Source organism: Elizabethkingia bruuniana (genome assembly GCF_002024805.1).
GTDB lineage: Bacteria > Bacteroidota > Bacteroidia > Flavobacteriales > Weeksellaceae > Elizabethkingia > Elizabethkingia bruuniana.
Genome location: NZ_CP014337.1, coordinates 752,074 through 766,939, shown reverse-complemented (window position 1 = coordinate 766,939; position 14,866 = coordinate 752,074). Strand labels below are relative to the sequence as shown.

Below are 14,866 nucleotides of genomic sequence, written 5' to 3'. Positions count from 1 at the left end.
TCAATATATAATAAATATTATTAAAGAATCTTCAATACATCAATACGATTACAGACAGAAATGTTTTATCATGTGGAATTGTAATAAATTGTTCAATTTTTAAGTTTATATTGTTAAACGTAATTTTAGAAGATAATTCAACACCAGATTAAGTCAATTATTGTATGAGAGTTTTCAAATACAGAAGTAACTATGGACGCGACCTGATTACCTTAACCTGTAACCAGCTATTTGCCTCGAAATATGAAGATCTTAATGATCCTTTTGAAAGCATGCAGTTTATGGATCCCATAAACGATGAATCGTTTATTGAGAGTCTCCCCTATTTAACCAATAAAGCTGAACTAAAGGCTGCCTATTCGGAAGTGGTTCGGTTATTAAAAACTCAGGGTGTATACTCGCTTTCAAAAGATGTGGATAATGAAATCTTATGGGCATTGTATTCCGATTCGCACAGAGGATTTGCCATTGAATATGAAACAGATATTCTGTTGAAAGATTTCAATTTTGACCCTAATATTCCATGTGCCTTTATGTTTGACATTGAATACACCAATACTTCCAGAGTTCCAAAGATCATACAACAGGCTTTAAACGGAAAGCTCAATATCCAGAGTATTATTGGCAACAAATCGACGGCATGGGAAAAGGAAAATGAGTTAAGAATAACATTTGAAGATTGGGGGCTTCTTACTTATAATCACACCGCTGTTAAATCTATTATATTCGGGGCAAAAGCACGAAAAGAGGATATTAAGAATACGATGAACCTACTGAAGGGGCGTGGTTTAAAGTATAAACAAATTGAAATAAGCTCTAAAAAATACCAGTTAAAAGTAAAGCCCATTGAAGATTTATATCCAAACAGTCCTCAGTACTATCAGAATAAAGCTTTTTTCGATAAAGGATTATTATTAAAGCAAAATCTAAAAGAATACTACAAATACAAAAAACAAATAGAAAGGATAGCATTAAAAATTGTAGAGCTGCCCAATATTCTAGAAATCCAGGAGATTGTACTAACAGGAGATACAAGTGAACCTACACTTCAAATTTTATGTAAAAATGATCTGAGAAAGCTAACCACTCGAAATTTCAGTTTCAAATATATTAAGCGAAAAGGATTTATTGAAACAACATAAAAAAAGCCTTCATATGGAGGCTTTTTTTATGTTATTGTATAGATATTATTACCTTATCTGATTAAATCCCTCCCATTACAAACATATTCTCCATAGTAGGAACCTCGCTTCCGTTTTTCTTTTCCAGAGTTATAGCAAAGGCCTGAGCTTTTGGTATTTTTGAAAGAGCTACCCTGCTGTCTTTTTCTTCAGAATACATTCCGGCATTTACTGGTTTACCATCTGCAATAGCCCAAAGCTGATACTGCATTCCTTCCGGAGCTTTCGGCAGACTCTCCGCGTTCAGATAAACCTCTTTAGTTTTCTGATCCCAGAAAACTGTAGCTTTAGCTTCCGGATGTTTCTCCACACCCTTTAAAGCAATAATTTGCATATTGGAACCGGACAGTGTTTGCCACTTTTCGTTCATCTTTTGCAAAGCCAAATTCTGAGCCTGATTAGTTGTTTCGAGTTTTACAATTTCTTTTTTAGTTTCAGACTGTCGGTTTAGCCAATATAAATTCCCTGCGATACTCACCAGAAACAGAACAGATGCTGCAACTGCAAAATTTTTCCAGCTCGTATTTTTTTCACTTCCTTTTATTTCTCTTTTTTCTTCAATCCTAAGATTCATTGAAGATTGGGAAACATCAGTAGTCTTTTCTTCTGTTATTTGTTCTTTCTGAATTTTGTTCCAGATTTTAGATTTTAAATCTTCCGGAGGTGTCATGGCTTGTGCTGTAGCCAGATCTTCCATTGTCTTTTGTGCTTCTTCAAAAGCAGCTTTTACCTCAGCATTATTCTTCATAACACATTCCAAAATGCCTGCCTCCTCGGGAGAAGCAAGACCTAGAATATAAGATTCTATAATTCCGGATGATATGTATTCTTTAGTATTCAATTTATTGATAATCTTTTAATAAATCTCTTAATTTCATTAGTGCATTCCTCATTTTTGTTTTCACGGTCCCCAGCGGTATCTTCAGTTGTTCAGATATTTCATTCTGTGTATATCCCTGATAATAGGCCATATTAATAAGCTCTTGTTTATCTGTCTCCAAACTTTCAAGTACATTATTAAAACCAATAAAATCAGATGTATTATTGGATGTAGAAAGGGCTGTACTATTATATACGAAATCCGGAATTGATTGGTTTTTCAATTCATTCTGAAAACCTTTTGATTTTAAATAATCTATTGCTGTATTTCTTGCAATATTGATCATCCATGTATAGAATCTGCCTTTTTGCGAGTCGTACTGATGAACAGAGTTCCAGATCTTAACGAAAACATCCTGAATAATTTCTTCAGTATATTCTTTAGATTGCACAATCCGGAATATCACACCATACAATGCGCCAGAGTAGTGATCATACAAATGATGAAAACCAGTTTCGTTTTTTTCTCTCAATAAAACGATAAGCTCCTCTTCCGAATAGTTTGTTTTAATTGTTCTCTATTTTTAATTTTTCAAATGTAACAAAATAAAGAAGATAATAATACAAATCTGTTTTAATTTTTATCTCGTATATGTATTTATGACAATAATATACAATCATGAATACAATATTAAAAACACTAGCTATCAACCTGATTATATTGGTTTCCATTCAGGTTTCTGCGCAGTCTGAAAAGTTTAAAATCCACAATCCTTATTACTCCCGCACAGCCAATAATTCCTTAAATGTAAGTAATACAGAATGGAAAAAAATTCTAACACCAGAGCTTTATATGGTTGCCAGAGAAGCTGCTACAGAAACTGCCTTTACAGGAAAATATTATGAATTCGATGAGAAAGGAACTTATTACTGTGCAGTTTGTGGTAATCCATTATTCCTTTCCACTTCAAAATTTGCAACCACATGTGGCTGGCCTTCTTTTTACCAGCCAATACATAAGAACAGTGTAAAATACAGAAAAGATACTTCTTACAATATGGTAAGAACAGAAGTTTTATGTGGCAGATGTGGCTCTCACCTCGGTCATATTTTCGATGATGGCCCTCAGCCGACCGGAAAGCGCTTTTGTATGAACTCAGTTTGTCTAGATTTTGTTCCAAACAAAAAATAATCAACTGATTACCAATTAATTGAAATAAATAATTCAAAATTAAAATCTAAAATAAAACCGAACTCGTAAATGACATTAAGAACATATTCAAGTAATGTTTAATTAAAAAAATCTAAGAAAATGCAAACAAAATCAAAAATCGCAGTTTTAGGAATGATCATATTATCATTTGCCTATAGTGGCCAACTTACCGCACAAGTAATGAAAGAAAAAACAGTAATGGTAGGTGGAGCTCCTATGTATCCATCTAAAAACATTATAGAAAATGCTGTAAACTCCAATGACCACAAAACACTTGTTGCAGCAGTAAAAGCAGCAGGTCTTGTTGAGACATTACAAGGAGCAGGGCCTTTTACAGTATTAGCTCCTACCGATGAAGCCTTTGCTATGTTACCAAAAGGAACAGTAGAAAATCTCTTGAAACCGGAAAATAAAGAAATGCTGACTAAAATATTAACCTATCATGTTCTTTCCGGAAAGTACAATGCTAAACAAATCTGGGCAGCTGTAAAAGCAGGAAACGGAACAAGCATGATGAAAACTGTAGAAGGGGAAGGTGTTACTTTCTGGACAAAAGGAAAAGATCTTTACATAAAAGATGCTAAAGGTAATAGTGCCAAAGTTACTATTGCCGATGTAAATCAATCCAACGGAGTTATTCACGTAATAGACAAAGTCCTTATGCCATAGTCATTCGCACCTATCCCAAAAACACAAATTTTCACACCAAATATTAACACCTAAAAAATAATATTATGAAAAAAACAATTCATATTTCAAATCAGGGAGCAACCCTGGATACCAGCAGAAGAAATTTCTTAAAGCTTGGTGGAATTGGTCTTGCGATGGCAGGTCTTACAATGGTGGGTTGCAATGATGGTGATGGATTCAACTTCATGGACGATACGATATTTGACCTTGGACAAGGCGATGTAGGAGTACTTAATTATGCTTATGCACTGGAACAGCTAGAAGCTGATTTCTATACAAAAGTAGTTAACAATTTTTACACAGGAATCTCCAGTAATGAAAAAGAGATTTTCACAGATCTTTATCACCACGAAGTCATTCACAGGGATTTTTTCAAAGCCGCAATTAGCGGTGCTACTTCTCATGTTTTGCCAAAATTAGAATTTCAATACCCCAATGTGAATTTTAACGACCGCAGCTCAGTTTTGGCGACAGCTAAAGCTTTAGAAGATACCGGAGTAGCAGCCTACAACGCTGCAGGAAAATACATTACAAATCCGGCTTATCTTGTGATTGCAGGAAAGATTGTTTCTGTTGAAGCAAGACACGCATCAGCAATCAGAAATCTTATAAACCCCGGATCGGCCGACTTTTCAGGAGATGATGTTGTAGATGCTAACGGGCTGGATGTGGCGAAAGAGCCTAAAGACATTGTTATGGCTGCAGGTGGATTTATAAAAACCCGCTTTACGTGGAAAGAAAGAGGCATTAGTTAATTATTTCATTTTTAAAACCTATTGTTATGAACATTCTTAAATTATTAGACCAGCTTTCTGATGACAAATTCTTTACTGCGGGTTCATCCAGATCAGAAGCAATTACAAACATATATACTTTCGGAAAAAAAGCAGCCATAGCAGCCGTACCACTGGGTTTGGGTTCTATGATGACTATAAAAGCCGAAACGGTAAAACAATCATCCATGGCTGTGAATATGGCTCAAAATGATCTCACAGATGCACTACAACTGGCATTGGTCCTTGAATATCTTGAAAATGAATATTATAATATTGGTCTTTCTGCTCCCGGGCTTATTCCGGCTAAAGACAGAACCGTATTTATGCAAATTTCCAAACATGAGTCTGCACACGTTAGCTTCCTTAAAAATACATTAACCTCCTTAGGAACGACTCCTGGTAACAAACCAACCTTCGATTTTACAGCAAAAGGTAAATTTTCTCCATTTACAGATTACAGTCAGTTTCTGATTCTGGCTCAGGCTTTCGAAGATACCGGGGTAAGAGCTTATAAAGGGCAGGCCGGAAATGTTATGTCTAATAAGACTGTTTTGCAGGCAGCCCTTCAGATTCATTCAGTAGAAGCCAGACATGCATCGCAAGTCAGAAGAATGCGGGCTAATAAAGGCTGGATAGAGCTTGCGGACGGTGGAAATATGCCTGCAGCAACCAATCCGGTGTATACAGGAGAAGACAATACCAATCAAGCAGGATACAACACCAGTACAACATTTGGAGCTGCTGCCGGTTCCGCTTCTTATGACGAAATCCTTACAGGTGATGATGCTAAAGCTATTGCATCTTTATTCATTGTATAGGATACATATCCACATAACAAATTAACAAAAAGAGCCCTCATGTGAGGGCTCTGTAATAATCCGGGATTTACTAAGGATTATTTGAAAAATTTGTTTTAACGATAGGCTCTGCCAGTTCTGCACTGATAAAATCTATTGGCAGAATGCCATAAGAGCCCTGTGTACTACTCTGAAAAAAGGTTTTAAGCTTTGGATTTATGGCATTAGAAACTGTAGGAATACTTGGAATCCCGAATATTAGAGGTTTGTAACCACTTGTAAAATTAATGAACAGCTTTCCGCTGGTATCGGCTTTTGCCTCGGTAAGAATGGACTGAATCTGCGACCATTTAGTATCGTTATTGTCTACTTTATAGTTATCCTGTACTTTTACTTTAACCGGAGAATCATTACTGATTTCGAAAGTGGTATTATCTGCCCAGTTTGTAGCATCTATTCCTTTAGGTTTTGTTTCTGCAGGGAATCTTCTCAATAGTCTTATCTTTCCTCTTATGTCCCCCAACTTAGGGATATTGTTTCCCAGATCCCATTTAGAAGGATTTTTCTGAACATAGGCATCAAAGGTTTTTTCAAAACTTCTGGTTGTATTAGATGCATTATACTCCTCCTTTACCGACATAATAACGGTTTCCGTAGGATGGCTGTCTAAAAATGCATAAACGGCATTCAGTACATCATCGAAGTTCAGCTTCTGATAAACAGGCCCATGGTGTATGGCAAAAGAATCATCAATGTGTCGGCAGCGGATATCCAGAAAGCGAACACCAATATTAAGCTGTTCAGCAATAGTAAGATTCTGGGTTTTTGCAGTCCCCGAAGGGAATTCTACGGTTGCTCCGGAATCGTGAGTTCCGGGTACCGAAATCTGTGACAAAGAAACATTATCCTGCAAAGCAGACATCCAGTTGCTAATTCCTACTGAAGCTAAAGAAGCTTTGTTAATAACAGCAGCATTTAGTTGGGCTTTAAGACCTTCGGAGTCTCTTTCAGTGGAGTTCTCTGAACATGAAAAGAATACGCCTGCAATTGCAGCGGTCAGTAAATAGTTAGTTAGTTTTTTCATATGTGATATATTACCAGATATAAAAATACACAGGCCTTTTACAATGCAGATGAACATAGTTTTAAACTCTGATTAAGTTATAGTAAACTTGTTCTATCTAAAAAACAAAAGCCCCATAACGGGGCTTTTATAAAAAATGATATTCTCTGATACTGATATACAATCTCTACATTTTATTGTGCTATACAGCGGATATTTACACTAAAAATTTTAATACTTGGATTTCCATCTGTCTGTACAAACATGCTTGCAGAAGTACTATTAGCCCTAAAATACGAAGTATTGTTACTACTAGAGCTTGTACTGGTCCAATATACGGCAAGAGCTCCTCTCTGATTAGTCCAAAATCCCGAATATGGTGCATTATTTCCTCTGGTACCAAAGGCTCCCTGAGCAGGTAAAACTATTTTTACATTATTATTCTTCTTACTTGTTAAGACTTTCGCGGCACCGTAATTTGTATCACTTGCAGACCAGGTTCCCACATTACTTTGCACTGTAGCATCCAATAATCCCTGAAATTCGGTCTGCGTAGGTAGACGGTAATTTTGAGGACATGGATCATTCGCTGTTTTTACTGGTGTTGTTTCTGTGCCACTATTCCATGCATTAGCTGCCGCAGGGTTGCCATTAAAATTAGAATTCAAAGATGTATCTGCTTTACCGGCAACAGAAACACTGCGTCCAAATTGATAATAATCTCCATGAAGACCCGAAACAATTGGATCCTGATCTGGATTAATGCTGTTATCAGCTCCCAGGTTATAACGCATCCATACTTTTCCGTTAATACGTGCTGCTTTTTGTCCGTTATAATTATCCAGATAAACATCCGAAGGGCTTAATGTAAATTTCAGATTGTACATAATTCCTGGTGTTATCTTAAGACCAGTCAATGCTGTACTCGATACTGTCTGAGTCAATGGACCAATAGTAATTGTAGACAATGTAAACTTACCTGTAGTCGTATTTCCGTTCAGCATTACAGGATTTGCAACGATAATCTGCGTTCCTAAAGTTGGAAATGTTACTGCTGCGGTGCCTGCTGTTCCTGTTTGAGCTGGAGTTCCGGTAGACAATGGAACATTATAAGACGGATAATGAGAATCGATATTTGCGGTCACGGCTGTGATGTTATAACCCGTTGCGGAAGCATCAATCGTTGTGGTTATCTGGCTGAGTCTATGCCTCAGGATAACATCCAGATAATTGGTCTGGTTACCGGATACCTGCATATCTTTTCGGTAATACATAAAGTCGACTGTATTGGCCAACCCTGAAATACTGGCTGTGGACAATGTTTTGTTTGAAGTATTGGTATATGTAACATCTGGTAAATCGGTCTGACTTTTTACAGAATAAACAATGAAAGCGTAATTACTGTCTCCATCCAGATTAAGATCTGCGGTGCTACTTTCCTGACCACGGATATAGTTTCTTTCCGTCACATATTCTCCGGTAGACCGGAAGACCACTACTTTGTATCTGATTCCGGTGCCTAAAGGTGTTGGTCCCGTTGCCGCCAGCAGATTTCCACCTAAGGAAGCCTGTACCTGATTACTTACCGAAGTTTTTACGGGGGACAGCTCTGCTACCAGCGTAAAATCATCGTTAAAAGGAATTTCTTTTCTCTGTACCGCAGATGTACTCACTGAAACGCCTTGCGTTAAAGAAGCCTGTCCGCCAAGATCTGCAGTATCATCAAAAGCTTCTCCCTGAAGATTGATACTTACATTGGCTGTTCCGCCCGCTGTCATTTTGTTATCAGTATCGCTGCTGCGGCAGGAAAATACCGCAAATAAAATCAATAGCAATGTTGTACCAGTTACTATTCCAAAACCTGTCCGCTTTGGAATAAATTGTGTCTTTCGTTTTTTCATTATCATCATTTGTTTGTTATTCTATAGAGATCTTAATAGTGCAGGGTAACTATTTTATTGTGCAATACAACGAATTGTTTTAGATAAAACTTTTGTACTCGGATTACCATCTGTTTGTACAAAAACTGTAGCACTGGTACTACTCCCTTCAAAATATGATGTGTTATTTCCACTAGTGCTTGTACTGGTCCAGTAACTTACACGACTACCTCTCTGATTAGTCCACCACCACGTATATGGAGCTCCATTTCCTCTTGCTCCAAAGGCTCCCTGAGCAGGTAAAACTATTTTTACATTATTATTCTTCTTACTTGTTAAGACTTTCGCGGCACCGTAATTTGTATCACTTGTAGACCAGGTTCCGGCATTACTTTGCACTGTAGCATCCAATAATCCCTGAAATTCGGTCTGCGTAGGTAGACGGTAATTTTGTGGGCATGGATCATTAGCTGTCTTCACAGGAGCTATTTCTGTTCCGCTATTCCATGCATTGGCCGCCGCAGGATTACCGTTAAAATTAGAATTTAAAGATGTTTCGGTTCCGTTTGCTACAGAAACACTGCGTCCAAATTGATAATAACCTCCGTGAAGACCTGAAACAATTGGATCCTGATCCGGATTAACACTGGTATCTGCTCCCAGGTTATAACGCATCCATACTTTTCCGTTAATACGTGCTGCTTTTTGTCCGTTATAATTATCCAGATAAACATCCGAAGGGCTCAATGTAAATTTCAGATTGTACATAATTCCCGGTGTTATCTTAAGACCCGTCAATGCTGTACTCGATACTGTCTGAGTCAATGGACCAATAGTAATTGTAGACAATGTAAACTTACCTGTAGTCGTATTTCCATTCAGCATTACAGGATTTGCAACGATAATCTGCGTTCCTAAAGTTGGAAATGTTACTGCTGCTGTTCCTGCTGTTCCTGTTTGAGCTGGAGTTCCGGTAGACAATGGAACATTATAAGACGGATAATGAGAATCGATATTTGCGGTCACGGCTGTGATGTTATAACCCGTTGCGGAAGCATCAATCGTTGTGGTTATCTGGCTGAGTCTATGCCTCAGGATAACATCCAGATAATTGGTCTGGTTACCGGATACCTGCATATCTTTTCGGTAATACATAAAGTCGACTGTATTGGCTAATCCTGAAATACTGGCTGTGGATAATGTTTTGTTTGAAGTATTGGTATACGTAACATCTGGTAAATCGGTCTGACTTTTTACAGAATAAACAATGAAAGCGTAATTACTGCCTCCATCCAGATTAAGATCTGCGGTGCTACTTTCCTGACCACGGATATAGTTTCTTTCTGTTACATATTCTCCGGTAGACCGGAAAACCACTACTTTGTATCTGATTCCGGTGCCTAAAGGTGTTGGTCCCGTTGCCGCCAGCAGATTTCCACCTAAGGAAGCCTGTACCTGATTACTTACCGAAGTTTTTACGGGGGACAGTTCTGCTACCAGCGTAAAATCATCGTTAAAAGGAATTTCTTTTCTCTGTACCGCAGATGTACTCACTGAAACGCCTTGCGTTAAAGAAGCCTGCCCTCCAAGATCTGCAGTATCATCAAAAGCTTCTCCCTGAAGATTGATCTTTACATCGGCTGTTCCGCCTGCTGTTACTTTATTATCAGTATCGCTGCTGCGGCAGGAAAATACCGTAAATAAAATCAATAGCAATGTTGTACCAGTTACTATTCCGAAACCTGTCCGCTTTGGAATAAATTGTGTTTTTTGTTTTTTCATCATCATTTGTTTGTGTGTTTTATTAGTATTTAAAGCTTTATTTCATAGAAATTTTATTTTAAAATATTATTTACGGAGCATTATTATACAAGACATACGTCAAACAACAACATCACAAAAATACCGACAGCATGTATTACGCACAGAAATATGACTATTAAGCAATAGCATAAACAACACTTGCCCGAAGCAGTGCTTATTCTTATTCCGCATTATACGGATTGCTCCATAAATAAAAGGAGCTTCCTCTTTGAGGGAAGTATGGTTGGGTAAAAAGTTCATTTGTTTCATCATTTGTTTGTTTGTGTTTTTATAAAATCACTGCCTCATCGGTAATATCCGGCAGGATTATTTATGGAGACAAAAATAGAAAATAAAATCAGGAAAACAATGAATATAAGACAATTAACTTTAATTTTAAATTCTGTTAGTATAATGCATTATTCTTTATTACTATCCAAATGATGTAATATTCATAAAAAAGACCTTGATACAGCTTAGTGTATCAAGGTCTTTTTTATAATTATGCCGAGCTATATTTAGCTTCCTACTCTATTTCAATATTTTGCTTTAACGGTAGATTCTTCGAGGAATTACCGATCATAATTCTGTAGGTTCCTTTTTCAACTATCCAGTTCATCTTTTCATCTAAGAATTTAAGTTCTTTTACCGGAAGCTCTATTGTAATTTTTTTAGATTCTCCCGGCTTCAGATTCACTTTCTGAAAACCCTTTAATTCAATAACTGGTCTTGATACAGAAGCTAATACATCTTTAATGTATAACTGTACAACTTCACTTCCCTCTTTAGCCCCTGTGTTCTTCACATTTACCTGAGCTTTTATGATATCATTTTCAGAATATTTATTCTTATTCAGCTGCAAGTCTGAAATATCAAAAGAAGTATAGCTTAATCCATACCCAAAAGGATATAATGGTTCCCCGCTAAGATCGTGATAATCATTTCCCCTGCCTGTAGGATGATGATTATAGCTTAACGGAAGCTGTCCTTCTTCAATTGGAAATGTAATGGGTAATTTTCCGGAAGGATTCTCTGCACCAAACAATACTTTAGCTACAGCATTACCGCCTTCTTCTCCCGGATACCAAATATCTATAATAGCTCCTACTTTATCTTTCCAGCTTGTGGTTTTTATAGCAGATCCTCCAACTAAGACTACAGCTACAGGTTTATTTAATTTGGCTACTTCATGAATAAATGCTTCCTGATTCCCGGGAAGACTTAAAGAAGATCTGTCTTGAAATTCTCCCTCATGAATTCCGGCAGTTACAATGATGTAATCTGAGCTCTGCGCTAATTTTAATGCTTCATTAAAATCCTTCTCATAGTTATTCAATCCATGGTTCCAGATCAGTTCGATATTTGCTTCACCTCTATTTTCATGAAATTCTATTGCAATATTATATTTTTGCCCTTTTACAAAATCAACATTTGTTGTTTGGGTTGAATAACTCAGCTTTTCCCATTGGTCTATTAATAATTTTCCATCTAAATATAATCTGAACCCATCATTTCCCCGTAATCCCAATTTATACTTCCCGGAAGCTGGAGCTTCTAATTTTCCTTCCCATTTTATACTATAATTATCCGGTTGTAATTTTTCCGGATCCGGAGAGTACAAGGTCCACTTGAACCCTATCTGCTCATCTTGTTTCTCAACAACAGGTTTTCCCGTTAAATTGCTATTGGAAAAATACAGACCTCTTAATCCTTTTTCTTCCTCAAAAGACAAATACTCGGAAGGAACTTGCATAAATGTTTTCAGATTCCAATCAATACCTTTAGCATAGGATACTTCAACATTTTTATTTTTAACGAAGTTTTTAATACCATCTAAAATATTAACCTTTTTATTACCAGGACCTGAATAACCTCCGAGTCTGGCGTCTGCAGCATCTGTACCAACAATCAGAATCTTTTTATAATGATCAGTAATAGGAAGAGCAGCATTATTATTCTGAAGCAAAACAAATGATTCTATAGCTGCTTTTTCTGCTAAGGGTTTATTATTTATTTTCTTCAATTCTATAATCTCTTTCTCAGAAGTATAAGGTCTCTCAAAAAGTCCCAGTTCAAATTTTGCTCTTAAAACTCTTGATACAGCATCATCAATTCTCTCTTTCGAGATTCTTCCATCTAAAAATGGAGAAATAAATAGTTTATAATGATTATACTCCGTTTGAAAAATCACATCCAATCCAGCATTAATTGCCTGCGCAGAGGCATCACTATAGTCTTTTGCTGTAAAGTGTAAAACATTTGCCCCACCGACAGCACTCGCATCACTAATTACAAAGCCTTTGAAATTCCACTCTTTTTTTAACTTATCTGTTAGTAACCAATGATTAGATGTAGAAGGTCTTCCGTCTAATAAATTATAGGAAGTCATTACAGACCTGCTCTTTCCTTCGGTAAAAGCTTTATAAAAAGGAATTAAGTGCGTTTCTTCCAAATATCTTTTACTCCAGTGAATCGGATAGGAATCTCTGCCACCTTCACCAACATTTGCCAGAAAATGTTTTGGAGTGGTAATAATTCCCTGATTTTCGAACGAACTTACAAAACTCACCCCCATCACAGAGGTTAAGAATGGATCCTCACCATAAGTTTCTTCTGTTCTTCCCCATCTGACATCATTGGCTAAATTTACCACCGGAGTTAGAATCTGCCGGATTCCTCTAAGCTTAGATTCTCTGGCAATTGCAGATGAAATTTCTTTCATCAGATCCGGGTTAAAAGTAGCCGATAATCCAATAGACTGCGAAAAAGCAGTTGCCCCTTCCCGCATCAAACCATGCAACGCTTCATCAAAAGGAATTATTGGAATTCCCAGTCTGGATTCTTCAACAAAATACTTTTGAATGGCATTAATTTTCCTGGCTAACTTTTCAGCATCTTCTTTTGCATTATATTTCAGCATCTGTCCGGCTGCTGCGCCGTCCTGACTTCCGGCACTTACCTGTAAACCGAAAATACCATGATGGTACTGGTTCTTAGGAACATTATCCAAATCCCCGGGAATCATAAAACATTGCCAGAATTTTTCCTCAGGGGTCATCCTTTTCAACAAATCCTGAACCCTTATCTCAACAGGTTGTTTTGGATCTTTATAGAGAGCTGGCTGCGCTTTTACCCAGGAAAACAATAAACAAACAGCGACTAATAAAGCCATCTTAAAATGATAAACCTTCATTACTGTGTTATTTGGATTACTGTTGAATATTTTAATTTATTGCATTCTTTAGGAAGTTGAACCTTAATCTTATTCCCCTGTTTCTTCCATGAAATTTTAGATGAGATACCAAGAATCTGTAGTTTCTTAGGCTTGAAGTTCTCTGGTAATGTAAAAACAAGATCGTGAGGTGCCTGATAATTTGAGGTCTCATTTATATGAAATACATTAACTGTTTTTCCATCTTTACTCTGGGTGTAATAAAAATCATTCTCATGATATGGCGCTATACTTCTTGTTGCATAAACGGCTGTTTTATTAATATCAATCCAACCAGAAATTTCTTTCAAACGTTCATAAACGACAGCATCATAATCGCCATTCGGTCCCGGTGCTATATTCATTAGATAGTTCCCGCCTCTGGAAATAATTTTAATTAAAGTTTCTACAATCTTTTGGGAAGATTTATAGTTATCATTTGGCACATATGAAAAAGAATTTCCCATTGTAATACAGCTTTCCCATGGAATTGAAAGATTGTGTTCAGGAATAGCCTGTTCGGGAGTTACATAATTTTCCCACTTTCCGGGAACCGTACGATCTACTATAATAATACCCGGCTGGTTCCTGCGTGCCATCTCTCCAATTTTATCCATATCAATATCCTGCTCTACTTTAATTGTTTTTTGCCATTCTACAGTAGGGTCAATTGTTTTAAAAGGTCTCACCCATCCACCATCCAGCCAGAGGATATCTATTTTGCCATAATTTGATGTTATTTCATTAAGCTGATTGAATGTGTATTTTTTAAAGCTTGCCCACTTTTCCGGGTATTTCTTTGGGTCATAATTTACATTTCTGTCTTTTGGTGGAAAGTATGACCACCAATAATTATCGGTATGCCAATCTGGTTTTGAAAAATATGCTCCTATTTTAAATCCATCCTTTCTGAATGAATTAAAAATCTCTTTTGTTACATCAGCTTTCGGGTTCTTTGAAAAAGGCGTTTTAGAAGAGGTAATTTTATAATCAGATTCTTTGGTATCAAACATCGCAAAACCATCATGGTGTTTTGTTGTAAAGACAACATATTTCATTCCTGCTTTTTTTGCTGCATCTGCCCATTTCTGCGGATTAAACTCTACAGGATTAAATGTTGTCTGAAGGTTTTCATAATTTTTCACATACTCGTAATAAGATTTGCCATGCTCGGGCTTTCTCTGTGTCCAGGATTCATCTTCCGGGCACAAGCTCCAGCTTTCCACAATACCCCATTGGCTGTAGGTTCCCCAATGCATAAAAAGCCCAAATTTCAAATCTTGCCATTCTTCAAGATTATTAACGACTAAGGGATCTTTTGGTTTTTCGTACCCCGCCGAAACATTATGGGCTTGTGAGAAAAAATTTGTGGAAATAAAAATTGCTGATAAGAATAAGGTTTTAGTTTTTTGTTTAATTAACATGGAAATAGT

12 protein-coding genes are annotated in these 14,866 nt (G+C 36.8%); 5 read left to right on the top strand and 7 right to left on the bottom strand.

Annotated features, from left to right (window positions below):
• Positions 1-164: 164 nt before the first annotated feature.
• Complete coding sequence (locus tag AYC65_RS03710; protein ID WP_034869691.1) at positions 165-1,142, top strand: DUF2971 domain-containing protein; 978 nt, start codon at positions 165-167, stop codon at positions 1,140-1,142.
• A 61-nt stretch (positions 1,143-1,203) separates the two neighbouring features.
• On the opposite strand, the gene AYC65_RS03705 is transcribed toward AYC65_RS03710, so the two are convergent.
• On the bottom strand, positions 1,204-2,022 hold the full coding sequence (locus tag AYC65_RS03705) for an anti-sigma factor (protein ID WP_034869692.1): 819 nt from the start codon (positions 2,020-2,022) through the stop codon (positions 1,204-1,206).
• A 1-nt stretch (position 2,023) separates the two neighbouring features.
• Positions 2,024-2,533: an RNA polymerase sigma factor gene (locus AYC65_RS03700; RefSeq protein WP_234300239.1), complete on the bottom strand. Its 510-nt coding sequence runs from the start codon at positions 2,531-2,533 to the stop codon at positions 2,024-2,026.
• A 146-nt stretch (positions 2,534-2,679) separates the two neighbouring features.
• Between AYC65_RS03700 and msrB the strand changes: the two genes are divergently transcribed.
• The 4 genes from msrB (at position 2,680) to AYC65_RS03680 (ending at position 5,497) form a co-directional block, all read left to right on the top strand.
• Positions 2,680-3,192: a peptide-methionine (R)-S-oxide reductase MsrB gene (gene msrB, locus AYC65_RS03695; RefSeq protein WP_078674654.1), complete on the top strand. Its 513-nt coding sequence runs from the start codon at positions 2,680-2,682 to the stop codon at positions 3,190-3,192.
• Between the two features lie 120 nt (positions 3,193-3,312).
• Positions 3,313-3,882, top strand: a complete 570-nt coding sequence (locus AYC65_RS03690; RefSeq protein ID WP_034869696.1) for a fasciclin domain-containing protein — start codon at positions 3,313-3,315, stop codon at positions 3,880-3,882.
• Between the two features lie 65 nt (positions 3,883-3,947).
• The gene (locus AYC65_RS03685) at positions 3,948-4,658 is read left to right on the top strand and encodes a ferritin-like domain-containing protein (protein ID WP_034869698.1); all 711 of its coding nucleotides are present in this window, start codon (positions 3,948-3,950) and stop codon (positions 4,656-4,658) included.
• Positions 4,659-4,684: 26 nt separating this feature from the next.
• Positions 4,685-5,497, top strand: a complete 813-nt coding sequence (locus AYC65_RS03680) for a ferritin-like domain-containing protein (protein ID WP_034869699.1) — start codon at positions 4,685-4,687, stop codon at positions 5,495-5,497.
• A gap of 70 nt (positions 5,498-5,567) precedes the next feature.
• Here the strand turns inward: AYC65_RS03680 and AYC65_RS03675 are convergent, their stop codons facing one another.
• From AYC65_RS03675 to AYC65_RS03655, 5 genes are all read right to left on the bottom strand, one after another.
• Complete coding sequence (locus tag AYC65_RS03675; protein WP_034869701.1) at positions 5,568-6,560, bottom strand: phosphatidylinositol-specific phospholipase C; 993 nt, start codon at positions 6,558-6,560, stop codon at positions 5,568-5,570.
• 173 nt (positions 6,561-6,733) lie between these two features.
• Entirely contained in the window at positions 6,734-8,440 is a 1,707-nt protein-coding gene (locus AYC65_RS03670) for a fibrobacter succinogenes major paralogous domain-containing protein (RefSeq protein WP_234300238.1), read from the bottom strand.
• A 54-nt stretch (positions 8,441-8,494) separates the two neighbouring features.
• Positions 8,495-10,201, bottom strand: a complete 1,707-nt coding sequence (locus tag AYC65_RS03665; protein ID WP_234300237.1) for a fibrobacter succinogenes major paralogous domain-containing protein — start codon at positions 10,199-10,201, stop codon at positions 8,495-8,497.
• A gap of 547 nt (positions 10,202-10,748) precedes the next feature.
• A complete protein-coding gene (locus AYC65_RS03660) occupies positions 10,749-13,415 on the bottom strand; it encodes a glycoside hydrolase family 3 N-terminal domain-containing protein (protein WP_034869703.1) in 2,667 nt (888 codons plus the stop codon).
• A complete protein-coding gene (locus AYC65_RS03655; RefSeq protein ID WP_034869704.1) occupies positions 13,415-14,857 on the bottom strand; it encodes an alpha-L-fucosidase in 1,443 nt (480 codons plus the stop codon). The genes AYC65_RS03660 and AYC65_RS03655 overlap by 1 nt, the downstream gene beginning before the upstream one ends.
• Positions 14,858-14,866: the final 9 nt, after the last annotated feature.